Here is a 20963-nt window from a genome sequence, read left to right as displayed (position 1 = left end):
GATGGCCGAGCGCTTTGCCGGAGACTGGCTGGCTCTGCGCGAACCGGCGGATCATGCGGCCCGGCCGGAATCCCTGCTCGGGCCCTTAAACGACGCGCTTGCGGGGTGCAAGACACCCCTGCAGGTCTTGGATCTAGGTAGCGGGGCCGGTTCCAACCTGCGCTATCTGGCACCGCGCCTGACCGGGCCGCAGAACTGGACCCTGGTGGATCACGACGCCGACTTGCTGGCGACGATCTCAGCGCCGGACGGGGCCGTTACCGTCACCCCGCAGGTGCTCGATTTCTCGGGTGCCCCACCCCCGGTCCCGCCGGATGCAGGTTTGGTGACGGCGTCCGCCCTGCTGGATCTGGTCTCGGCGAGCTGGCTCGACCGCCTGGTGATCACGCTGACCGAATGGCCGGTCCCGGCGCTGTTCGCGCTCAGCTACGATGGGCGTATCGAGTGGAGTCACCCGCATGCGGCCGACGAGCGCGTGCGTAATGCGGTGAATCGCCATCAGCGCACGGACAAGGGCTTTGGCCCGGCCCTGGGGCCCGAGGCTGCGGCTTATTGTGCTCGAGCCTTGACCGCCAACGGCCTTCGCGTGATCACCGAGACCAGTGACTGGCAGCTGAGGCAGGGCCAGGCGGCGCTTGCGGCTGCCCTGATCGGAGGCTGGGCGGAGGCGGCGGCCGAGATGGAGCCGCAGGGTCGTCCATTGTTCCAGGACTGGGCGCGTTCCCGAGTCAGGGATATCGCGGACGGGCGGGTGCATCTGAGCGTTGGGCACTGCGATATGCTGGTGTTAGGGAAACACTGATCTGCCCTCGTGTAATTGGCGGGAGTAACTGCGGCGATTGTGTTGTCACACGCCTTGAGGAGAACGTGCAGTTCGCCGGAATCCCGCATGGCGGTTGAATCTGGCGGCGCCTGGAGAAGGAGCCCAAAACATGAAACGACCACAACACTTTTTTTGGGGGTTTGCATGCGTTGCCGGCCTGCTACTGGCGGGGCCGGCGCTGGCCCAGGATGCAGATTCCGCGTCTGACAGGCCGGGTGCCATGCACGCGCCCACTATCCCCGGTCCCTATGGCTACCCGGGAATGCACGGTCAGGGTGGACATCCTGGCGGGCCGGGCATGATGCATCGAGAGGCGGTCCCGGGGCCGTATGGTCAAGGCCCCCGGGGGGCTGGCCATAGAGGCATGATGTACGGGCCCATGGGTTCGGGCCCCCATGGTTCCGGGCATGGCTACGGGCCTGGTTACGGCTATGGCTACGGGTACGGCTATGGTCCCGGTTACGGCCAGCGGCCACATCACGGTCCCTATCACGGCGGGCCGATGCAGTACGGCATGCCGTATGGCCCCGGCGGGAAGGAGCGCATGCGCGACTTTGACCCGGACTTCGATCCCGAGGACCGCGAGGCGATGCGCGAGCAGATGCGCGAACGCCAGGCCGAGCACGAAAAAATGCGCGAAGCACACCGCCAGGCTGCGGAGCGCGCGCGCGAGGTCTATCGCGAGGAAATGCGCCGTCACCGCGAGGCCATGCAAGAGCAGCAAGACGACGCCAACGGATCCTGAACCCTGGCGCGACCTACGGGGGCCGGGCGTTCGTCCAGCCCCGAATTCACATAGTCAGCTCCGACGGAGGTTTCGTCATGAGCCAGTCACGCAGTCTTCTCAAGGCCGGGGTCTTTGGCGCCCTGATGGCCGTCCCCTTCGCCGTTTCCGCGCAGTACGCACCTGGCGACAACTCTGGCCTTGCGCCTTACTCCGGGCCTGCCGGTCTGGGTGAGCGCCCCGCCTTTGAGAGCGAGCGGGGCCACGGTCTGGATCAAGCCCAGGCACCTGGTGGTGGTTCGGGTGGCGACCCGGGTGGCCCGGCTGGCGGTGCCCCTCCGGGTGGCGAGCCAGGGGGTCCCCCGGGTGGAGCGCCTCCGGGCGGTACCCCGGGCGGTGCACCGCCGCCTGGGCAGGACCGAGGCGGAATGCCGGGGCAGGGCGAACCGCCGCAGCAACGAGACCCGCAGCAGCGCGATGTCGAGCCGGGCGAGCCCCCGGGCGCGCGTGATCCCCAAGGTCGTGACCCGCAGGGCGCGCCGCCAGGACAAGGGCCGCAGGGCCAGCCGCCCCAAGGGCAACCGCCTCAGGGCCAGCCTCCGCAGGGTCAGCCACCTCAGGGCCAGCCTCCGCAAGGGCAACCGCCCCAGGGCCAGCCGCCGGGTGGTCAGGGCATGCCCCCTCGTGATGCCGAGCCCCCGGGTGGGGCCAGCGGGGATGGCCCCGGCGATCCTCCCCCTACCGAGGGTGGTATGGGTGATGAACCGTCCTTTGACGACGACACTGACCTGACCCCGGAGATGAACGATTGACCGTTCCGGGCGAATAACGCGCGGTGCGGACCGGCCGCTACAGAGGATGTAGGATTGAACTGGAAGGTAAATCGAAAGGTGACGCATGGATAACGCAGACAAGCCGCGAAGCTTTATCAACCGCTACTTCATCGTGATCGTGATCGTGCTCTGGTTCATCGCCTGGTCGGCACGTGACGTGCTGGCCCCGAGCGCCGAGGCGGTCCCCGAGGACGAGACCGCCGAGCAGGCCGACGCAGTGCCCGCCGACGATGCCGATGTGCAGGACGAGGCAGCCGCGAAGGATGAAGCCACGGAGGACGATGTTCGCCCTGGCCCGGCCCGTGAACTCGATGACGAGGGGGACCCCGATCCCATGACCGGGGCTGCGCATGATCAGCCGTACGTTCAGGAGGACGCGGAGGATGAGGCGGCTGCCGACCTGGCTACCGAGCGCGAGCCCGCGTTCGAAGGTGATGCAGCGGTCGAGGTGGACGCCGAGCGTGCCGCGCAGTCTGCCCAGGCGGCTCTGCAGGCTGGGCGTGATGCCTACTGGCGTGCGGGACCGCGCGCGGCGGTAGCGGTACTGCGCGAGGGGCTGGAGGCGCTGCCTAAGGATTCGGTGCAACGTGCGGATCTGTATGGCGAGCTCGGCAACGCGTTGTTTGCCATGCGCGATTTCGGGGCCGCGATGGATGCCTGGGAAGGTGCCCTCAAGGTGCTGCCCGAGAGCGAGCGGCAGCGTATGATCGAGCGCCTCGCCCCGGTTTACGACCGTCATCATGAGGAGGGTGCGGCGCACCTGGATGAGTATCGATAGAAGAACGTGAGCCAGTAAGCGTTTCTTCGGCGTTTTCGAACCTTTGTGAGGGAAACGCTGGATCGCCAGCGTTTCCCGGGGTCGTAACCCATACCGCGGACCACACAGGCGTGGGCGCAATGGGTATGATGAATGGAGCCAATTCACATCGCGGAGGCGTCCGGGCACGGAGTAGCTGTGTCTGCCGGGTGGCCGCCGCCGCAACGGAGTCCCCATGTTTAATCGTCCTGGTCGCCGCGTGCGCAAGCAGCTCAAGCTGCTGAGCGATCGCCTCGCCGAAGAAAATCCAGTCCTCAAAGGGGTTGTCGACCCCTTCCGTGATCTGGATCGAGTCGGCTATGCCTCGGGACTGTTGAATCCTCAGGAGGATTCTTACGCCTTTACGATCTCCTGGTGGCCGATGATTGCGGTGCTCGGGACGTTCTCGTCGGGCAAGTCGACGTTCATCAACGAGTACGTCGGGACCACTGTTCAACGCAGTGGTTCGCAGGCGGTGGACGACAAGTTCACCGTCATCAGCTACGGCGGCAGCGAGCGGGTGCAGGAGCTTCCGGGGTTGGCGCTGGATGGTGATCCGCGCTTCCCGTTCTACCGCGTGTCCGACGAGATCGAGCGCATTACCGATGGTGGTGGCCGCACCGTGGACCATTTCCTGGCGATGAAGACCGCCAATTCCGAGCGCCTGCGCGGGCGTATCCTGATCGACTCGCCCGGGTTCGACGCCGACGAGCAGCGTGCGACGATCCTGCAACTGACCGACCACATCATCGATCTGTCGGATCTTGTGGTCGTCTTCTTCGATGCGCGGCACCCGGAGCCGGGCGCGATGCGCGATACGCTGGAGCACCTGGTTAATCGGGTTGCCGAGCGCAACGACTTCAACAAACTGGTGTTTGTGCTCAACCAGATCGACACCACCTGGCGCGAAGACAACCTGGAAGAGGTCGTCTCCGCCTGGCAACGTGCGGTCGTGCGCCAGGGCAATGCCACCGGGCGTTTCTACTGCATGTTCAACGAGAGCGCCGGGGTCGAGATCGGCGACGAGCAGGTGCGCGAACGCTACGAGGAAAAGTCGCAGCGTGATCGCGCGGAGATCCACGAGAAGATCCAGGAAATCAGCTCGTCACGCTCGTATCGTATCCTCGGCTCGCTGCAGGCGATCGCCGAATCCATCGAAATGGATGCGTTGCCTGCACTGCGAAGGGCACTGGAGCGGTGGCGGCGGCGGGTGTTTCAGTTCGACGCCGCCATGTTCGCGGTGATTGCCGTGATCCTGGGTGTGATCGGGTACAACACGGCGGGCGGATTCGGGCCCTGGATGGACGGTTCGGCCTGGGCGTCGATGGGCGAGCACCCGATCTGGACGTCGACCGGCATTGTTGTATTGGTCCTTGTGCTGGCCGGGCTCCACTTCTTTAACCGCCGCTGGATCGCCCGGCGCATCGCGCGCACGCTGCCGACCGAGTCGGCCGCCGGTAACTGGCGGGCGGCTTTCGAAAAGAACACGCGCCCGTGGCGCTGGATGCTGCGTCGCGCACCGCTGGGCCTGGGACGGCGCAAGATCGGCCGCCTGCATGCGTTGCGCGATCGCGCCGAGGCCTATATCCAGCGCCTGAACAACCAGTTCGTCGATGCCCGGCCCGTATCGCGTACGGGGGGCCGAGCCTCGGCTGCCGATGTGCATCGCTCGGCAGAACAGGCACAATCGGATACTGTATCGGAGTCGACCGGTGATGCTGTACATCAGTCAGCGGCCGCCGAGACGCCAGGGGACCTGACCGCGGAGCGCCCCGAAGCGCGTTAGTCAGGAGGACGCCGCGGCGTTTCCTTGTTTAGTCCGCGATGCATGGTTTCCTCGTCGGGGGGCGAGGGCCATGACGGAGTATCACCATGACGGTTGTCGCCTGGATGCTCTTCGCGCTGGCCATGATTCTGGTCCCGATCTCGGTCTGGGGCAGTTTGGCAGCGCTCGGGGTATGTGCGGGGTGTGCATTGATCCGGGACTGGCGCAAGGCGCGCCTGGCCTCGAAATAGCCAGCCCGCACTAGATCGAAATATTGGGGTCGCACGGGGCGGCCCCGATCCACAGGGGGGTGGGGTTACGCGCAGGGGGCTGTGGCGGACCATCCTCCACCACCAAGGAGGAGTGAATGAGCGATACCAAGAAATTGGCCATCATTGCGACCAAGGGCAGTCTGGACTGGGGCTATCCCCCGTTCATTCTGGCCTCGACCGCTGCCGCGCTCGGCTATGAAGTCGAAGTGTTCTTCACCTTTTACGGGCTGCAGCTGCTGCGCAAGAAGATGGATTTGCAGGTCACGTCGCTGGGTAACCCGGGGATGCCCATGCCTATGCCCATGCCGGTCATGCTCCAGGGGCTGCCGGGCATGCAGCGCATGATGACGACGATGATGAAAAAGAAGATGAAGGCGAAAGGCGTCTCCGATCTCGAGGATTTGCGGGAACTGTGTCAGGAGGCCGAGGTGCGCATGATCGCCTGCCAGATGACGGTGGATCTGTTCGATATGGACACCAGCGAGTTCATTGACGGCATCGAGTATGCCGGCGCCGCCGCGTTCTTCGAGTTCGCCGGCGAGTCGGACATCTGTCTGTTTATCTAGGCGGATGTGAAGCCCCGGGCGGCCCGTCCGCCTGTCCCGGCCCCGCGGCATCTGCCCGGGGCCGTTTTCGTTCTGGCAGGCCAAAATACTCCCGTGCCGGAACTTCTGGCGCGTTCGGCGGGACCACGTGGGTAAGGTTCCGAAGGATAGCCGTCGCATGGCGAGAGTCCCGAATCAGAGTTCGCGCCGGTCGTTTCTGCAGTGGATGGCCGGTTCGGCCATTGCCGCCGGTACCGGCTGGCCGCTCGCAGGCGCGGCCGGCGAGGGACGCGAACCGAACAGGAAGGCGATTCCCTCCTCGGGCGAGGAGATCCCCGTGATCGGCATGGGCACCTGGATCACCTTCAACGTCGCGGATGACCCGGATGCCCTCGCGCTGCGCACCGAGATTGTCGATACCTTCTTCCGGCGCGGCGGCGGCATGATCGACTCCTCGCCGATGTACGGGCGCGCGGAGGCGGTAGTGGGGCACTGCCTGCAGGAGCTGGGCCACCCCGAAGGGCTGATTTCGGCGACCAAGATCTGGACAGGTAGCACCGGCACCGGGCGCAACCAGCATGCGAAGTCGCTGGACCTGTGGGGCGTGGATACCCTGGATGTGCAGCAGGTGCACAACCTGCAGAACTGGGAGGCGCATCTGGAGACGATGCGCGAGAAGCGCGAGGCGGGCGAGATCCGCTATATCGGGGTGACCACCTCCCACGGGCGCCGCCACAACCAGCTGGAGCGCATCCTGGAACGCGAGGACCTGGACTTCGTACAGCTGACCTACAACATCCTCGACCGCGAGGCGGAGGAACGCCTGCTGCCGCTGGCCCGAGAACGCGAGGTGGCGGTCATCGCCAATCGCCCGTTCCGCCGCAAGGAGCTGATCAAGCGCTTCGAGAGCGAACCACTGCCCGATTGGGCGGGGGAGATCGACTGCGAGAACTGGCCGCAACTCCTGCTCAAGTTCATCGTCTCGCACCCCGATGTCACCTGTGCGATCCCGGCGACCTCGGTCGTGGAGCACATGCGGGAGAATATGGGAGCCCTCTACGGCCCGATGCCGGATGACGACATGCGCCAGCGCATGATCGAATACGTCGAAGCACTTTAAGTCTCAAAGTTTACCGGGAGTGCGGATGCTGCCATTTGCCGCCGAAACCCTGCTGTCGATCTTCGGGCAATACAATCGCGCCATCTGGCCGCTGCACGGGGTCGCGGCCCTGATGGTGCTCGTTACACTGGCGCTGGCCCTTGTAGGCGGGCGCGGGGCCGGACGCGTCGTGGGCCTGCTGCTCGCTGTGATGTGGGTCTGGATCGGGGTCGTGTTCATCGGGGGTGTGCTTGCCGAATTCCATTTCTGGGCGGGCCGGCTGGCGGGCGTGTTCGTCGCGCAGGGCCTGATGCTCCTGTTCGCCCTCACGCTGCTGGGGCGCCACGGCTTTGGCTGGCCGGGTGGTGTGGCCGGCCTTGTCGCGATCGTGGTGATGGCCTATGCCATGGTCGGCCATGCCCTGCTGGAGGTCCTGCTCCTGGGGGTGTCCTGGGCCCAGGCCCAGTACGTGGGTGTCGCGCCGGGACCCACCATGCTGTTCACCCTCGGCATCCTGCTGCTGGCCCAGCCGCGCCCGTCGCTGATCCTGGCAATCATTCCCTTCCTCTGGGCCCTGGTGACCGCCTATATCGCCTGGGAGCTGGGCATTTGGCTGGAGTATCTACCGGCCGCGCTGGGCCTGATCGCTTTCGTATTGTTGCTCGTTCGCCGGCTTTACCCGGGCGAGAGGGGCCTGTTTCGCTCCGATACTTTTGGCGCCCGGTCGCGGTCCCGTTAGGCTTGCCATTTCCCCCAGACAGAGGAGCCCGTCATGTCCATCGAAGTGATCCATCGGCCGGAGCAGGACCATCTGGAACGCCTCGGCGTATTCGACTGGCCGGTCTGGGAAAAGGAGGTCTCGACCTTCCCCTGGCACTACGACGAGCGCGAGGTCTGCTACATCCTGGAGGGGCAGGTGACGGTCACCCCGGACGGTGGTGGCGAGCCGGTGACGGTCGGTGAGGGCGACCTGGTGACCTTCCCCGAGGGCATGGACTGCACCTGGGAGATCCACCGCGACATCCGCAAGCACTACCGCTTCGGCTGAGTGTATCGTCGCAGGTCCGACACGGACGCTACGACGTGGTGTGTCCGGTGGAGCGTGCTTGCGCACGAATGCAGGGCCTTTTCCAAACGGCGTAGGGTGCCGTTGAGCGTAGCGAAACGCGCCATTCCCCACGCCTTGTCCGACCCCTGATGCGTTTCGCTGCGCTCAACGCATCCTACGAGTAGGCGGTTGGTCGAACAGCGTTGCGAATCAGGTCGGTCAGTGCGTCTTGCCGGCCTTTGTGGGGTTCGCCTGAATCTGGAGATGCGCCGGTGGTGAAATCAGGTTTCGTGTTCGCGGCCGAGGCCGCTCCCACAGGGCCTTCAGCGGGCGAGCCACTGGCTGTCGAGGCGGGTGCTGAAGGTTTCTTCGACGCGGCGCAGGTAGTAGAGCATGTCGACGGGCAGGTTGATGCCGTCGTGCATTTGCAGGGGGTAGAGGTCGGCGGCGATTACGCAGTCGGCGATGGAAGGGTGGCCGAGATAGAAGCGACTGGCCGCCAGGTGCTTCGCCAGTTCCGGCAGGCGGCTCAGTTTCGCGAGCTGGTTGTAGCCGTCGTAGCGGTCGTTGGCGAGTTCTTCCAGCGACAGGCCGAAGCGGTGCTGCACCTGGGCCTTGTAGTCGGCCAGGGTCTCGGCGCTCTCGCCGATGCCGTGGAAGCCCGGCGCCAGCGGGGCGTACAGCCGATCGAGCACCACATCGACCTTGCCGCGCCAGTCGACCAGGGCCTGCCAGGCATCCTCGGGGATTACGCCTTCCGCCAGGGGCTCGCCGGTCGGGAACAGGTGGTCGATGTCGCGCAGCGCCGTGAGCGTGTCGGTTACCAGGGTACCGTCATCCATCTGCAGGACCGGCGACTGGCGGGCCACGCCCAGCTCGAAGAAGGTCTCGTCGTCGAACCAGTCCAGCGCGACGGTTTCGAGCTCCACACCCTTGTAGCCACAGGCCAGGCGCAGGCGGTCGGCCTTTGCGTCGTGCGGGAAGTGGTAGAGCGTGGCCACGCGGCTACTTTCCGCGCTGGGCGTGGCTCAGGATGAAGTCCCACTGCTCCTGGGTGATGGGCATGACCGACAGGCGGTTGCCGCGGCGGACCAGCGGGCAGTCCTCGAGCTGCGGCTGCCGCTTCAGCCAGTCGAGGGTGATGATGTCGCCGAACTTTTCCTCGAAGGCGACGTCCACCCGCAGCCAGCGCGGGTTGTCCGGGTCGCTCTTCGGATCGTAGTGCGGGTCCTCGGGGTCGAAGGCGCAGGAGTCCGGGTAGGCCTCTTTCTCGATGCGCAGGATGCCGACGATGCCCGGTGGCTTGGCGTTGGAGTGGTAGAAGAAGGCCAGATCACCCTTCTTCATTTCGTCGCGCATCATGTTGCGCACCTGGTAGTTGCGGATGCCGTCCCAGGGCTCCACGCCCACGCGTTCCAGGTCATCGATGCTGAACTCGTCGGGCTCGGATTTCATCAGCCAGTAGGCCATGCGGGCTCCTTGTGCCGGATCGGGCGTGTGGGTCAGGTGTGCGTATTGTGCCGCGCGCGGCGGGGCAGCGCATGCCAGCCGTCCTCGGTGACCACGCCGTCCAGCGGGACGTCCCATGGCTGGCTGGGCAGGGCCTCGACCCCCTGCAGGGCATGGGCCACGCCGATCAGCTTCGGGCGGTGGATGCCGAAGCGGCGACGGGCGAAGTAGCGGTCGTAATAGCCCGCGCCCATGCCCATGCGGTTGCCGGCATGGTCGAAGGCGACCAGCGGCAGCAGGACCACCTGCATCTCGCGGCGCCAGATGCGCGGGGCATCGGGGCAGGGCTCGGCAATGCCGAAGCCGTTCTGGCAAAGCGGCACGTCTGGCCCCCAGGCGTGAAAGTGCATGCGCCCGGGGCGTTTGGCATCCATCACCGGCAGGGCGATGCGGGTGCCGCGCCGGGCCAGGGACACGGTCAGGGGGGTCAGATCCACCTCGCCGCGCAGGCCCCGATAGGCACCGATGCAATGCGGTTGCCAGCGCTGGAACCAGCGCAGCAGGTGATCGCAGATCAGGGCGGAATGAATCTCGAGCCGCTCGTCGGACAGCGCGGCGCGCTCGCGGCGCAGGCGCAGTCGTAGCTGGCGCAGTTCGTCAGGCGTGAAGGAGGTCTCGTCCCTGGACATACGATCCGCAAAATAATGAGGTGGACGCGCCCCGCGGGCGCCGAAGTGACCATCGACCTTGAACCAGAGGTTCAGGTGGGAGAAGCCTCCGAATCTTAAGGCTTTCCGCTCGATGACGGACATGCGCAACGAAACGGAAGTGCTCGGTCCCGTGGTGAAGAATTAAGGCTCAAGGGTACCACCAGGCCACTTTCGCACGCCGCAGCGACGCGTCCGCCACCATTATGAACCAATCCCCCAGGGGTGTGCGCAACCATGATCACATCAGGGTTGCACGATCCACCCAGAGCGGAATCCGGCCGCTTGGGAGACTCGCCGGTTTGGATGGGTTTTAGCAATCACGCTCGGGTGACGTAGGATTCGCGTTTTCCGGATGGATGCGAGCGGGCGGTGCGCGATCGAGTACCGGCCTTCTCCGGACTGTGCAGAGGAGCTCTATGGAATCGCCGCAGAAACTGATCCCGGGATACGCCAACGCCAAGGCGACGCGCCGCTATGCGGAGCACTACATCGCCGAGGGCAAGGCCGCCGAGGGTCACTACAGCGAGTTCTCGCGCGCGAAGATGCGCTTGTCCAGCCTGGGCATTGGCACCTTTGGCGGCGCCGCCACAGCCGAGGTGGATGCCGCGATCTCCGCCATCGTCGCCCGCGGGCTGACCGAAGGCATCAATGTCGTCGACACCGGTGCCCACTACCGCTATGGTCGTTCGCTGGCGGCCGTTGGGGCAGGCGTGCGTACGGCCCTGGAGGCTGGGGTCCCGCGCGAGGCGATGTTCCTGATCTCCAAGGGCGGATTCATGACGCTGCGCGGCGGGCCGCCGGACGACATGGATGCCTGGTTCCAGCGGGAGATCGAGTCCCAGGGCATGGGTACCCGGGACGATCTCGCCAAGGGCGCGCACCTGCTGACGCCAGAGTACATCCACTATCAGATGGAGCTGTCGCGCTCGCTGATGGGGGTCGAGACGCTGGATGCCTTCGTCATTGATCAGCCCGAGGTCCATATCCACGAGATTGGCAAGGAGGCGACCAACCGCAAGCTGGAGCCAGTGTTCCAGATGCTGGAGCGGGCGGCGCGGGAAAAGAAGATCCGCGCCTACGGGATCTCCACGTTCGAGGGCTTCCGCGAGGAGACCGATGCCGCCGTGTTTCAGTCGCTGACCTCCATGCAGGGGCTGGCCGAACGTGCGGCCCAGACCGTGACCGGCGACGACCACGCCCGGCACCACTTCAAGATCGGGATGCTCCCGTTCAACCAGGTGATGCTGGAAGGCTTTACCCGCTTCAACACCGCGACCGGGCAGGGCAATGTGGCCAGCCCGTTGCAGGCCGCGCACCAGCTGGAGGTGTACATGTTCGCCTCCCACTCCATGCTGAAGGGACACCTCGCCCAGCAGTCGGTGGAGGTGGTCGAACAGCAGCTGGCGAACCTGCCCAATCCGGCGCAGCGCGCGATGCAGTTCAACCGCTCCACGCCGGGCTTGGGCACCTCCCTGGTTGGTATGAGCACGCCGGAACACCTAGACGACATGCTGGCGGTGATGCGCGAACCGCTGCTGGAGAAGAAGGCCTACCTCGGGATGTTCAAGAAGGCCGAGGAGTGAGCCGAAGCCTGGTCTCCCCCCTTGTGGGAGCCGGCTTGCCGGCGAAGCCCCGCCTGCATCCGGCTTTGGCAGGGGCTTCGCGTGCAAGCACGCTCCCACAGGGTCCCGAGCCCCGGCCATGGTAGAGAATTCATGCACAAGGGTATGTCATGCAGGTTGATCTGAAGGCCCTCGAATTCCCCGCGATCCAGCGTCTGCTGGAGCGCCTGACCGCGACGCCCTACGGCGCGGATGCCGCGCGCGGGCTGGAGCCGGCACCGAACCTGGATGCGGCGCGCGCACTGCAGACCGCGGTGACCGTTGCGCGCCAGCGTCTGGATGCCGGGACCCTGCCGCGTCTGGGGCAACTGCCGGACGTGCGCGCGGCGCTGCGCCAGGCGTCCAACCCCGGGGCTGCGCTGCCGGTGCAGGCCCTGCACAACCTCCAGACAATCATGCGTCAGGCCCGCGAGCTGGCGGATCAACTGGCGGACACCCCCGAGATCTATCCGGCGGACCTGAACAAGCTGTATCCGCCCGAGGGGCTGGAAGAGCGCCTGTCGGCGTGCCTGAACCCCGGCGGGTCGCTGCGCGAGGACGCGAGCCCCGCGCTGGTCGAGGCCTTCGAGCAGCGTGGGCGCCTGCGCGACGAGGTCGAGGCGGTGGTGAAAAAGCGCCTGGCGGCCTCCGATGTCGCGCAAAAGGGCGAGGACGCGCTGAAGGTGCAGTGGCACCAGGAACGCGCGGTGATGGTGCTGCGTGGCGAGGCGGCCAATGCGGTCAAGGGTGTGCGTCGCGGCACCGCGATGGGCGGGCGCGACCAGATCGTCGAGCCGATCGAGGCGGTGCCGCTGAACAACCAGTTGGATACGGTCAACAGCCAGATCAATACCGAGCAGCAGCGCCTGCTGCGCGAGCTGACCGACGTGGTGCGCCAGTATGGCGAGCCGCTGGAACTGATGCTGACCGCACTGACCTGGATCGACCTGGCATCCGCCGCCGCGCAGCTATCCGCACAGATGAATGCCCATGCCCCGCGGTTGGAGGCGGAGGCCGGGGTGGAACTGATCGAGGCCTACCACCCGCTGCTGCTGTTGCAGTTCGCCGAGGGCAACGGGCCGCAGCCGGTGCCGCTGTCGATCCGGCTGGATGGCGAGCAGCCCCTGTTGCTGATCACCGGGCCGAATACCGGCGGCAAGACGGTCGCGCTGAAGACGCTCGGGCTGCTGGTCACCATGGCCTGGTGCGGGCTGCATATCCCGGCCGAGCAGGACTGCCGCATCGGGCGCTTCGATCAGGTGATGGTCGATGTCGGCGACCATCAAAGCCTGTTCCACCACCTGTCCACGTTTGCCGGCCATGTGGAGGTTCTGAAGCGGATTCTTGATCACGCGGGGTCGGAGACCCTGATCCTGCTGGACGAGCTGGGTACGGGCACCGACCCCGACGAGGGCGCGGCACTGGCGATGGCGATGCTGGACGAGTTGCGTGCGCGTGGCACGCGCGGGATTGTGAATACCCACCTGGCGCCCCTGAAGGACTATGCCGCCCAGCACGCGGGCATCGTGAACGCCTCGATGCAGTTCGATGCCGAGACGCTGTCCCCGACCTACCGGCTGCTGATTGGCGAGCCGGGTGTGTCCTTTGGTCTTACGATTGCCGAGAAGAACGGGCTGCCGGCCCAGCTGGTTGCCCGTGCGCGCGAGCATTTCGCCGAACTCCCCACCGCCCAGGCCGGGGGCGATGCCGGCAAGGCGTGAGCCCCGAGCGAGGCGTTACCACATGAGGTCGTCGGGGACGACGTAGTCCTTGTACGGGTCGTCGGGATCGGGCTCGGAACCGCCGCTTTCCTCGGCCGGGATAACCAGCGGCCATTCGGCATCCCGCTCGCGGATCTTGTCCGCTATATCGCGCGGGATTACGCGGAACCCCTTGCTCGGGTGCAGCTCCAGGCCGGCCAGCGCCGCGCGGCCGTCGACCAGGCGCTTGCGGGTGTCCTCGGTCACCGGCAGGTGGCGGACCTGTCCGTCGAACTGGAAGTGATAGTCGATCGCGGCGTCGCCAGTGGGGATCGGGGCCAGGTGCTGGTTCACCAGCTCGCGAATCTGCGCCCGGCGCGCGCGGCGTTCGGCCTTTTCCTGCCGTTCCTGGTTCTTCTCCCGCGAGCGTTGGGCCTGCTCGGCTTGACGAGCCGCAGCGGCGCTAGCCTCGGCGTCGGCGGGCTTGCCCTTTTTCTTTTTCGGTTGTGTCTTCTGGGCCTTGTGCTTCTGGCTCTTGGCCTTGCGCACCTGTTTTTCGTCCACCAGTCCGGCCTTCAGGAGCTGATTGCGCAGATCGTCCGACATGCCGCTTGCCTGTAGAAAATGTGTCGGGAGGATAGCCCGAACCTCTGCTATGTGCAGCCGACGTGTGTAAGTTCGGGTAATCCGTCCAGGATCTCGGTCATGGGAAGGGTGGGAAACAGCAGGTGTAAACGCCGCGCAAGATCGGGGGTCGCAGCGGGATTGCCCAGCGCCTGCGTGCGCTGACACAGTCGCATCGCAGCCGTGCGCTCGCAAGCCAGCTCCAGCCCTTTCACGGCGTCGTACAGGGCTTGGCGTTGTCGCTCATCGGGGCTGTTGGGCTTGAGACGGCGGCGCAGGGCGCGCACGCGCGAGGTGGTTTGCTCGCGCCAGCGCGCGGCGGCCTGCATCAGCGCCTGCCAGTCGTGTGTGTGTACTCGCCGTGGGTACCACAGGGCGAACAGGGCGAGGATGGCATCGACCTCATGGGCGTCCTGCCAGTTCAGCAGGCGTTTCCGTGCGGGGGCGCAGGCCCATATCCGCAGGGCGAAATCCCAGAAGCAGTCGAAGTCGTGTGGCCGGGCGGCCTCAGGCACTACTGGCGGCGGGCGTAAAGGTCACGCCGGCGGTGCTGCGCAGGGTCGTCGGCTCGAGGATCTCGAGATCCCGGGTGTGCAGGTTGATTACCCCCTGGTTGCGCAGCTGTGTGAACAGGCGGCTGATGGTCTCCTGAGTCAGCCCCAGGTGGTTCGCGATGTCGGCGCGCGACATCGGGAGGTAGAAGCGCTCGGTGGACAGGCCCCGTGCACGATGCCGCTCCGACAGGGTGACGAGGAATGTGGCCAGGCGCTGCTCCGCCGTGCGCTGCCCGAGCAGGGCATGCAGGCTTTCGTCCTGAGCCAGCCCCTGGCTCATCACGTTCATCATGTGCTGGCGGAATGTCGGAAGCCTGCCGGCGAGGTCGTCCACATGGGTGTACGGGACTGCGCAGACACTGGTGGATTCGAGGGCGACCGCGCTGACCGGATGTTTTCTGGAGTGGATCGCATCCAGCCCCAGCAGATCGCCTGCGAGGGCGAAGCCGGTGATTTGCTCGGTACCGTCGTCGCCGATCAGAACGGTCTTCAACGCCCCGGTGCGTACGGCAAACAGGGTGTCGAAGCGCTCGCCCATGCCGAACAGCAAGGCCCCCTTTTCGATCGGACGGCGTTGCTGCACGATCTCGTCGAGTTGCCAGAGTTCGTTTTGTGGCAGCCCCATCGGCAGACAGAGCTGGCGCAGGGTGCAGTGTTCGCAGGCTTGGGTCGGGCGCAGTGTCATGTGCTCAGGTTAGCGGTTTTGCCATCGGTGAGGGAAGGTGTGTGAGGCCCCCGTGAGGGAAGGTGTGTGAGGCCCCCGTATAGAGGTTGCCCGTATGAGGAATTCCGGTATTGTGAGTGTGGAACCTTTTGGAGTGGCAGGGATCAGCCAATTCAGAGGCTTGCGGCGGAGCGAGTGCGATATCTAGACTCTGTTTAATATAGCAGGCGATTCGCATGGGAAGGGACGCAATGATCGAACGGATGCTGAACGAATACATGCACCACGGCACGCTGATCCTGCGCGAGCCGGACGGGAGCGAGCGCCGTTTCGGGCAGGGGGCACCCGAGATCACGCTGCAGGTCCATGATCGGGCGGCCCTCAAGCGCATCGCGCGAGATCCCGGGTTTCAGCTGGGCGAAACCTATATGGACGGGCTCTGGTCGCCGGGTCCCGAGGGCATCCGGGTGTTTCTGGATGTGGCCATGCGCAACTTCGCGCCCAGATTCCAGCGTCGTGTGCACCCGCTGGTGTGCATGTTTCGCGCGGTCCTCGAGCAGGGCAACCGTATCGCGCGCAGCTACCAGAACATCTCCCATCATTACGACGTGGACGAGTGGCTGTTCCGCCGTTTTCTCGACGAAGGCATGTTCTACAGCTGTGCCTATTTCGAGCGCCCGGACATGACCCTGGAGGAGGCCCAGCAGGCCAAGTGCGCGATGCTGCGCAAGAAGCTGGTGCTGGAGCCCGGTCAGCGGGTGCTGGATATCGGCTGCGGCTGGGGTGGGCTGGCCTTTCACCTGGCCGAGAACGCCGATGTCCAGGTGGACGGAATCACCCTGTCCCGGGAGCAGCTGCGAGTGGCCCAGGCCGAGGCGAAGCGCCGCGGGCTGGACGATCGCGTGCGCTTTTTCTATCAGGACTACCGCGAACACGACGACCAGTACGACCGGATCGTCAGTGTCGGCATGTTCGAGCATGTCGGCGTGCCCAATTACGGCACGTTCTTCCAGCGGGTGAACGACCTGCTCAAGGACGATGGCGTGGCCGTCCTGCACACGATTGGCCGCCAGGGGCCTCCGGGGACCACCAACCCCTGGCTGAGCAAGTACATCTTCCCTGGCGGTTATACCCCGGCACTGTCCGAGGTGATGGAGGCGTTGGAGCCGACCCCGCTGCATACCACCGATATCGAGTTCTGGCGGCTGCACTATGCGGAGACGCTCGCCGAGTGGTATCGGCGGTTCCAGAACATCCGTGCCGAGGCAGTGGGCCACTTCGACGAGCGCTTCTGCCGCATGTGGGAGTTCTATCTGGCCAGTTGCGAGGCGACCTTCCGCTGGTGGCGCCAGGTGGTGTTCCACATCCAGGTGGCCAAACAGCAGGATGCCGTGCCGCTCACCCGCGACTATCTGTATGCCGACGAGGCGCCCAAGGTGGTTTCGACGCCGCCGGGGGAGGCGGCAGTCCGGGGTCGCAGTGCTGCGTAGGGATTGCGGACTACTTCCTGGCTCCCTGAACATTTTTTCCTGACCGGGCACCCGCAACCGGTCTGTTTTCCCTACACTTCACGGAAACGCTGAGGGGGCAGGGACGACGCGTGTTTGGCAGGTTTCGCAAGCGGCAACAGCGGCAGGAGGCCCCCCAGGCCGCCAGTCCGAGCCAGGACCATGTGCTGATCGAGGCGGCCGGACGCAGCCGGATCACCGAGGTCGCGGCGACCGCGCGCAAGGTGCCCTGGTCGCTCAACATGCTGCAGCTGCTGTGGGCGGCCGGCCCGGTGACCTTCCTCGCGATGCAGGGGGGCTATTTCCTGGGCTTTGGCCACGCCGCCCCGGCCCAGAATTTCATCTTTTTTGCCGTCTACACGCTGCTGTTCGGGGTGATTGGCCTGCTGGCGCGGTTTATTGCCGATGCCACGCGGGGCAAGCGGCAGGAGCGCTCACGCGATCAGCTGCGCAATACGATCGACTTTTTGCCGGACCTGCTGTTCGTGACCCGCGACCTGGCGATGGCCGAGATGGCGCCGGACATGCGGCGACGCAAGGCCGCCGAGGTTCTGCTTCATGAGGTGGATATCTCGCCGGAAGGCGTCGCGGTCGCGGTGCGCGAGATGACCGGCGATACCAGCCTCGCAGCAGCGGCCGAGCAGATCGAGATCTACCGTCGGCTGGGGCTGCGCTCGCGCGTCGCGGATCTGGTGGATGCCACTGCGGATGCTCGTCTGGCCGCGCTGGAAAAACTGCACCACGATGCCTCCGAACTGGCGGATCCGCTGCGCGACCGGCTTCAGGGCGTCGCGCCAACCCGTGAGGATGGCGTCCGGCGGATCGATCAATTTCTGGACCGCCTGTTTTCAGCGGCGGACTCGGATGACCTGTCGCGCTGCACACTGGATGATACGCAGGCCATGTTTGTACTGGCCTTCGAGATGGTCAACGGGCGGCAGATCCGGCGGCTGAGTTTCGAATGGTCGGGTGGTTGGCGGTTGGGGCATGCGCTGGATCGGCTGGAGTATCAGGGCAACCGTTTCCGCGTCGCTCAGGCGGGTGTGGTCAGTCGCCTGCGCTCGCTCGCGATGTTGCTGGCGCAAAGCCCGGCCAGTGGCCTGGATCCGCAGGTCCTGCGTTCGCCGACTCTGGGTATCGGGCGCGAGGTGCTGGATGCACTTTCGCAACTGGAACAGTCCCGCCCCGCTGTGAATTCGCCGGAAGGCCGCCTGCTGGGGCGGGCGCTGCGTCATGTCGAAGACCTGCGCGCGGCGCGGGACCAGCTCATGCAGGCGCAGAGTCGCTATACCGCCGCGGTCGAGCGCTGGGAGGCGCTGCGACGACAGCAGGTCGAGAGAAAGGGGCAGCAGAGCTGGTTCAAGCGCAGTGCGCGCGGTATCCGCGTGAGCGAGGAGGTGATCGAGCTGGCGGACGACCAGAAGCTGCGCCTGGCCGACCGGTTCTGTGAGTACCTGTCCGAGCTCGGCATCCGGCGCGAGGGCGACCTGTTCTACTTTGGTGGGCACCCACTGGATGCGGACACCGCCAAGCGCATCGGCATCCAGCTCGCACTGATTCTGGAGCCTCTGGTCGACCTGACCAACCCGAGTATCCAGCGCGCGATCTATGCGAATCCCGCCGCCTATCTCGGAGGCCTGTACGTCGGCATGAGTGCGGATGCCAAGGCGGGGTTGGGTTCGGCGATGGTGCGTATGGTGCGTCAGGATCTCAGCCGTATGGCGGAATGGCTGGCCCTGCGTCTGACGCGCATCTACCATCTGCCGCTGTCCGACTCCATGCGTGATTTCCTGGTACGGCAATATGGCGCCAATCCCGACCGCCTGGAGATGCTGGCCGCCCATCCGGTGGAGGAGGGCGCGCAGGCGGCGCCGGTGGCTTTGCGTGCCGAACGGTCGCCGGAATTTGACGCCATGCTGCAGGACAAGTCCTGGGGGCGGTTGCTCAAGAGCGGCGCACGTTATGTGCAGGCTGAGGCCCAGCGATCCTGACGCCGCGCATTTCCCGGGTCTGGTAATTTCTTGACCAACTGTGTAGGCTTTCGTGCGTTTTCTGGTGCCCCTCGGCGTGTCTCGCCGAGGGGTTAAACGGGAAGTTCGGTGAGCCCGCTACAGGTATCTGGATGCCTGCGGACGAATCCGACGCTGCCCCCGCAACGGTAATTGAGCGAGAGGCCATGACGGCCTCTGATGGTCGCGGCACACGCCACTGAACGGAATCGTTCGGGAAGGCGCCGCACCGGAACGCTCGTCAGCCCGGAGACCGGCCAGGGAATGATCGCGCGGCATGCGGCGGGCATGCGAGGCGGATGATCGGGCCTGGTCGCATAGCGGCTGTGCCCGGTCCCCCTCGTGTCTCTCTCCCCCTGCCTGCGTGGTCCCGACGAATTTACGGCGTGCGGGCGGCTCGCCGGGAGACACGGACGACATGAAACGCACAGCACTTTCCACGGCCATCCTGCTGGCCACCACCCCGGTCCTCGCCGAGACGCCGGACGCCGATTCCGAAGCGCACACCCTCGACGTGGTCCAGGTCACGGCCGCGCGCGTCGCGCAGACCGTCGACGAGACCCTGTCCTCGGTCACCGTCATCGACCGCGAAGAGATCGAGCGCCTGCAACCGCAGCAGTTCACCGACCTGCTGGAGGGCCGCGCCGGGATCGAGACCTCCCAGAACAGTGCCTTCGGCAAGACCACCTCGGTCTACACGCGTGGCACGAGTTCCGACCACACCCTGCTCCTGATCGACGGCGTGCGCATGGGGTCGGCCACCAGTGGCGGGGCAAGCTGGCAGTTCCTGCCACCGGAGGAGATCGAGCGCGTCGAAGTGGTGCGCGGACCGCGTACCAGCATCTACGGCTCCGACGCCATTGGCGGCGTGGTGCAGGTCTTTACCCGCGAGGGCCAGAAGGGGCCGCCCAGGGTCAACGCGTTTGTCGGGGGCGGCAGCTTCAACACCTGGGAAACGGGTGTGGGCGTCGCCGGCGGAACCGAGAACACGAACTACAGCTTCTCGCTCAGCCATTTCGAGACCGACGGCATCAATGTGCAGGATGACGTTGGAGACGATGACCGTGACGGCTACGACAACACCTCGCTTGCGACCAAGGTGACCCATCGTCTTGATAACGGTGCGGAGGTCTTTGGGAATGTCTTGTATTCGGAAGGCTCAACCGAATTTGACACTGATTCCCAGTTCTCGCCGGACTCCTCGGACTTTGTGCACGCGGCTTTGCGGGCTGGCTTCCGTATTCCGGTTACACGGCAGTGGGAGACTGAACTGTCGGTCGGCCACAGCCGGGACGAGTCGGAGAATTTTCTCGACGGTGAATTTTTCTCCCAGTTCGATACCCGTCGCGACACGATCGACTGGCGCAATGATATCGATATAGGGGATCGCGTGTACCTCGTGACTGGCATTGATGCGCACGAGGACCGCGTCGAGAGCGACACCGATTACGATGAAGGGTCGCGTTACAACGTTGGAGCTTACTCCGTGGTGCAGGTGGATCTTGGGCGCCACGATCTCGAAGGCAGCCTGCGCTACGACGACAACGAGCAGTTCGGAGACAAGACGACCGGCCAGGTCGCATGGGGTTTGCAGGCTTCGGAAACGGTTCGGTTGCGAGCTTCCTACGGAACGGCATTCAAGGCACCGACGTTCAATGATCTCTACTTCCCGGGCTTCGGGAACTCCGATCTTGATCCGGAGACTTCCCGCACGTTTGAACTCGGCGCGCGCTATTCCAGTGGTCCGTACTATGCCGATGCCGCCGTCTTCCGGACTGATCTCGACCAGATGATCACCTTCGATCCCGTCGCATTTCGGGCAGAAAACGTGGACGAAGCCCGGATTCGCGGCATCGAACTGGAAGGCGGTTACGAGGGAGCCCAATGGGTCTCTCGCGCCTCCCTGACCTTCCTGGACGCCGAAGACCGGGAGACCGGAAACGAATTGCGCCGCCGCTCGCCCGTGACAGCGCGGGTGGATCTCGATCGCCAGTTCCAGCGTTTCTCCGTAGGGGGATCGGCTATCGCCAAGAGTCGCGCCTATGACGATCGCGACAATCAGGAGCGACTTGCCGGCTACGGCCTGCTCAATCTGCGTGCGAGCTATCAGATTGCGCCGGAATGGCAGATTCAGGCGACGGTCAATAACGTGTTCGACAAGGACTACGAGACCGCCGGAGGGTACAACCAGCCGGGTCGGGCCGCTTTCGTCAAGCTGCGCTACCAGCAGAGGTGATGC

General features: G+C 65.4%; 21 protein-coding genes, 1 other RNA gene and 1 riboswitch. Of the genes, 14 read left to right on the top strand and 8 right to left on the bottom strand.

Features of this window, described 5'->3' with window-relative positions; genetic code table 11:
• Position 1 precedes the first annotated feature (1 nt).
• Positions 2–802, top strand: coding sequence for a hypothetical protein (locus F791_RS0101720; protein ID WP_019592094.1), 801 nt, complete (start codon positions 2–4; stop codon positions 800–802).
• A gap of 523 nt (positions 803–1325) precedes the next feature.
• Complete coding sequence (locus F791_RS0101715; RefSeq protein ID WP_019592093.1) at positions 1326–1568, top strand: hypothetical protein; 243 nt, start codon at positions 1326–1328, stop codon at positions 1566–1568.
• 86 nt (positions 1569–1654) lie between these two features.
• Here F791_RS0101715 and F791_RS13875 read toward each other — a convergent pair whose 3' ends face one another.
• Positions 1655–2446, bottom strand: a complete 792-nt coding sequence (locus F791_RS13875; protein ID WP_018138693.1) for a hypothetical protein — start codon at positions 2444–2446, stop codon at positions 1655–1657.
• On the opposite strand from F791_RS13875, the gene F791_RS0101705 reads away from it, so the two are divergent.
• The 7 genes from F791_RS0101705 to F791_RS0101675 all read left to right on the top strand — a co-directional run bounded on the left by F791_RS0101705 (position 2445) and on the right by F791_RS0101675 (position 7905).
• Positions 2445–3158, top strand: a complete 714-nt coding sequence (locus tag F791_RS0101705) for a hypothetical protein (protein WP_019592092.1) — start codon at positions 2445–2447, stop codon at positions 3156–3158. The two genes, F791_RS13875 and F791_RS0101705, sit on opposite strands and share 2 nt — an antisense overlap.
• Positions 3159–3372: 214 nt before the next feature.
• Positions 3373–4962, top strand: a complete 1590-nt coding sequence (locus F791_RS0101700) for a dynamin family protein (RefSeq protein WP_018138695.1) — start codon at positions 3373–3375, stop codon at positions 4960–4962.
• Positions 4963–5048: 86 nt separating this feature from the next.
• Positions 5049–5192 (top strand): hypothetical protein, encoded by a 144-nt coding sequence (locus F791_RS13750; RefSeq protein ID WP_018138696.1) that lies wholly within the window; start codon positions 5049–5051, stop codon positions 5190–5192.
• A 116-nt stretch (positions 5193–5308) separates the two neighbouring features.
• Entirely contained in the window at positions 5309–5779 is a 471-nt protein-coding gene (locus F791_RS0101690) for a DsrE/DsrF/DrsH-like family protein (protein ID WP_018138697.1), read from the top strand.
• 205 nt (positions 5780–5984) lie between these two features.
• Positions 5985–6878: an aldo/keto reductase gene (locus F791_RS0101685; protein ID WP_018648995.1), complete on the top strand. Its 894-nt coding sequence runs from the start codon at positions 5985–5987 to the stop codon at positions 6876–6878.
• Between the two features lie 25 nt (positions 6879–6903).
• Entirely contained in the window at positions 6904–7596 is a 693-nt protein-coding gene (locus F791_RS0101680) for a DUF6064 family protein (protein WP_018993657.1), read from the top strand.
• A 33-nt stretch (positions 7597–7629) separates the two neighbouring features.
• Entirely contained in the window at positions 7630–7905 is a 276-nt protein-coding gene (locus tag F791_RS0101675; RefSeq protein ID WP_018138700.1) for a cupin domain-containing protein, read from the top strand.
• Between the two features lie 323 nt (positions 7906–8228).
• Here the strand turns inward: F791_RS0101675 and F791_RS0101670 are convergent, their stop codons facing one another.
• The 4 genes from F791_RS0101670 to ssrS form a co-directional block, all read right to left on the bottom strand.
• The gene (locus tag F791_RS0101670; RefSeq protein ID WP_018138701.1) at positions 8229–8906 is read right to left on the bottom strand and encodes a glutathione S-transferase family protein; all 678 of its coding nucleotides are present in this window, start codon (positions 8904–8906) and stop codon (positions 8229–8231) included.
• A gap of 4 nt (positions 8907–8910) precedes the next feature.
• Complete coding sequence (locus F791_RS0101665) at positions 8911–9375, bottom strand: EVE domain-containing protein (RefSeq protein WP_018138702.1); 465 nt, start codon at positions 9373–9375, stop codon at positions 8911–8913.
• 32 nt (positions 9376–9407) lie between these two features.
• Positions 9408–10043, bottom strand: coding sequence for a 5-formyltetrahydrofolate cyclo-ligase (locus F791_RS0101660; RefSeq protein WP_038038657.1), 636 nt, complete (start codon positions 10041–10043; stop codon positions 9408–9410).
• A gap of 25 nt (positions 10044–10068) precedes the next feature.
• A non-coding RNA gene (ssrS, locus tag F791_RS13365) (6S RNA) lies at positions 10069–10254 on the bottom strand.
• A 226-nt stretch (positions 10255–10480) separates the two neighbouring features.
• Between ssrS and F791_RS0101655 the strand changes: the two genes are divergently transcribed.
• Both F791_RS0101655 and F791_RS0101650 read left to right on the top strand, forming a co-directional pair.
• Positions 10481–11647 (top strand): aldo/keto reductase, encoded by a 1167-nt coding sequence (locus F791_RS0101655; protein ID WP_018138704.1) that lies wholly within the window; start codon positions 10481–10483, stop codon positions 11645–11647.
• A gap of 149 nt (positions 11648–11796) precedes the next feature.
• Entirely contained in the window at positions 11797–13386 is a 1590-nt protein-coding gene (locus F791_RS0101650; RefSeq protein WP_019592091.1) for a DNA mismatch repair protein MutS, read from the top strand.
• A gap of 15 nt (positions 13387–13401) precedes the next feature.
• On the opposite strand, the gene F791_RS0101645 is transcribed toward F791_RS0101650, so the two are convergent.
• Genes F791_RS0101645 through fnr form a run of 3 tightly spaced genes read right to left on the bottom strand, consistent with a single transcriptional unit; the run spans position 13402 to position 15228 of the window.
• Positions 13402–13971: a DUF2058 domain-containing protein gene (locus F791_RS0101645; protein ID WP_018138706.1), complete on the bottom strand. Its 570-nt coding sequence runs from the start codon at positions 13969–13971 to the stop codon at positions 13402–13404.
• Between the two features lie 47 nt (positions 13972–14018).
• Positions 14019–14504, bottom strand: a complete 486-nt coding sequence (locus F791_RS0101640; protein WP_018648993.1) for a TIGR02444 family protein — start codon at positions 14502–14504, stop codon at positions 14019–14021.
• On the bottom strand, positions 14497–15228 hold the full coding sequence (fnr, locus tag F791_RS0101635) for a fumarate/nitrate reduction transcriptional regulator Fnr (RefSeq protein ID WP_018138708.1): 732 nt from the start codon (positions 15226–15228) through the stop codon (positions 14497–14499). The genes F791_RS0101640 and fnr overlap by 8 nt, the downstream gene beginning before the upstream one ends.
• A gap of 230 nt (positions 15229–15458) precedes the next feature.
• Here fnr and F791_RS0101630 point away from each other — a divergent pair, with 230 nt between their 5' ends.
• From F791_RS0101630 to F791_RS0101620, 3 genes are all read left to right on the top strand, one after another.
• Positions 15459–16697: a cyclopropane-fatty-acyl-phospholipid synthase family protein gene (locus F791_RS0101630; RefSeq protein WP_018138709.1), complete on the top strand. Its 1239-nt coding sequence runs from the start codon at positions 15459–15461 to the stop codon at positions 16695–16697.
• 110 nt (positions 16698–16807) lie between these two features.
• On the top strand, positions 16808–18706 hold the full coding sequence (locus F791_RS0101625) for a hypothetical protein (RefSeq protein WP_018138710.1): 1899 nt from the start codon (positions 16808–16810) through the stop codon (positions 18704–18706).
• Between the two features lie 45 nt (positions 18707–18751).
• Positions 18752–19001, top strand: a riboswitch (cobalamin riboswitch).
• Positions 19002–19142: 141 nt separating this feature from the next.
• The gene (locus F791_RS0101620; RefSeq protein WP_018174772.1) at positions 19143–20960 is read left to right on the top strand and encodes a TonB-dependent receptor domain-containing protein; all 1818 of its coding nucleotides are present in this window, start codon (positions 19143–19145) and stop codon (positions 20958–20960) included.
• The last annotated feature ends 3 nt before the right edge of the window (positions 20961–20963 follow it).

The organism is Thioalkalivibrio sp. ALRh (assembly GCF_000381425.1).
GTDB lineage: Bacteria > Pseudomonadota > Gammaproteobacteria > Ectothiorhodospirales > Ectothiorhodospiraceae > Thioalkalivibrio.
Note: the sequence above shows the minus strand (reverse complement) of the source record. Positions and strands in the feature narration are given on the sequence as shown.

Excerpts from the sequence above, each read along its gene's own strand:
- F791_RS0101720 (WP_019592094.1), top strand. The coding sequence starts at position 2 with ATGGCCGAGCGCTTTGCCGGAGACTGGCTGGCTCTGCGCGAACCGGCG.
- F791_RS0101715 (WP_019592093.1), top strand. The coding sequence starts at position 1,326 with ATGCAGTACGGCATGCCGTATGGCCCCGGCGGGAAGGAGCGCATGCGC.
- F791_RS0101705 (WP_019592092.1), top strand. The coding sequence starts at position 2,445 with ATGGATAACGCAGACAAGCCGCGAAGCTTTATCAACCGCTACTTCATC.
- F791_RS13875 (WP_018138693.1), bottom strand. The coding sequence starts at position 2,446 with ATGCGTCACCTTTCGATTTACCTTCCAGTTCAATCCTACATCCTCTGT.
- F791_RS0101700 (WP_018138695.1), top strand. The coding sequence starts at position 3,373 with ATGTTTAATCGTCCTGGTCGCCGCGTGCGCAAGCAGCTCAAGCTGCTG.
- F791_RS13750 (WP_018138696.1), top strand. The coding sequence starts at position 5,049 with ATGACGGTTGTCGCCTGGATGCTCTTCGCGCTGGCCATGATTCTGGTC.
- F791_RS0101690 (WP_018138697.1), top strand. The coding sequence starts at position 5,309 with ATGAGCGATACCAAGAAATTGGCCATCATTGCGACCAAGGGCAGTCTG.
- F791_RS0101685 (WP_018648995.1), top strand. The coding sequence starts at position 5,985 with ATGGCCGGTTCGGCCATTGCCGCCGGTACCGGCTGGCCGCTCGCAGGC.
- F791_RS0101680 (WP_018993657.1), top strand. The coding sequence starts at position 6,904 with ATGCTGCCATTTGCCGCCGAAACCCTGCTGTCGATCTTCGGGCAATAC.
- F791_RS0101675 (WP_018138700.1), top strand. The coding sequence starts at position 7,630 with ATGTCCATCGAAGTGATCCATCGGCCGGAGCAGGACCATCTGGAACGC.
- F791_RS0101665 (WP_018138702.1), bottom strand. The coding sequence starts at position 9,375 with ATGGCCTACTGGCTGATGAAATCCGAGCCCGACGAGTTCAGCATCGAT.
- F791_RS0101660 (WP_038038657.1), bottom strand. The coding sequence starts at position 10,043 with ATGTCCAGGGACGAGACCTCCTTCACGCCTGACGAACTGCGCCAGCTA.
- F791_RS0101655 (WP_018138704.1), top strand. The coding sequence starts at position 10,481 with ATGGAATCGCCGCAGAAACTGATCCCGGGATACGCCAACGCCAAGGCG.
- F791_RS0101650 (WP_019592091.1), top strand. The coding sequence starts at position 11,797 with ATGCAGGTTGATCTGAAGGCCCTCGAATTCCCCGCGATCCAGCGTCTG.
- F791_RS0101645 (WP_018138706.1), bottom strand. The coding sequence starts at position 13,971 with ATGTCGGACGATCTGCGCAATCAGCTCCTGAAGGCCGGACTGGTGGAC.
- fnr (WP_018138708.1), bottom strand. The coding sequence starts at position 15,228 with ATGACACTGCGCCCGACCCAAGCCTGCGAACACTGCACCCTGCGCCAG.
- F791_RS0101630 (WP_018138709.1), top strand. The coding sequence starts at position 15,459 with ATGATCGAACGGATGCTGAACGAATACATGCACCACGGCACGCTGATC.
- F791_RS0101620 (WP_018174772.1), top strand. The coding sequence starts at position 19,143 with ATGAAACGCACAGCACTTTCCACGGCCATCCTGCTGGCCACCACCCCG.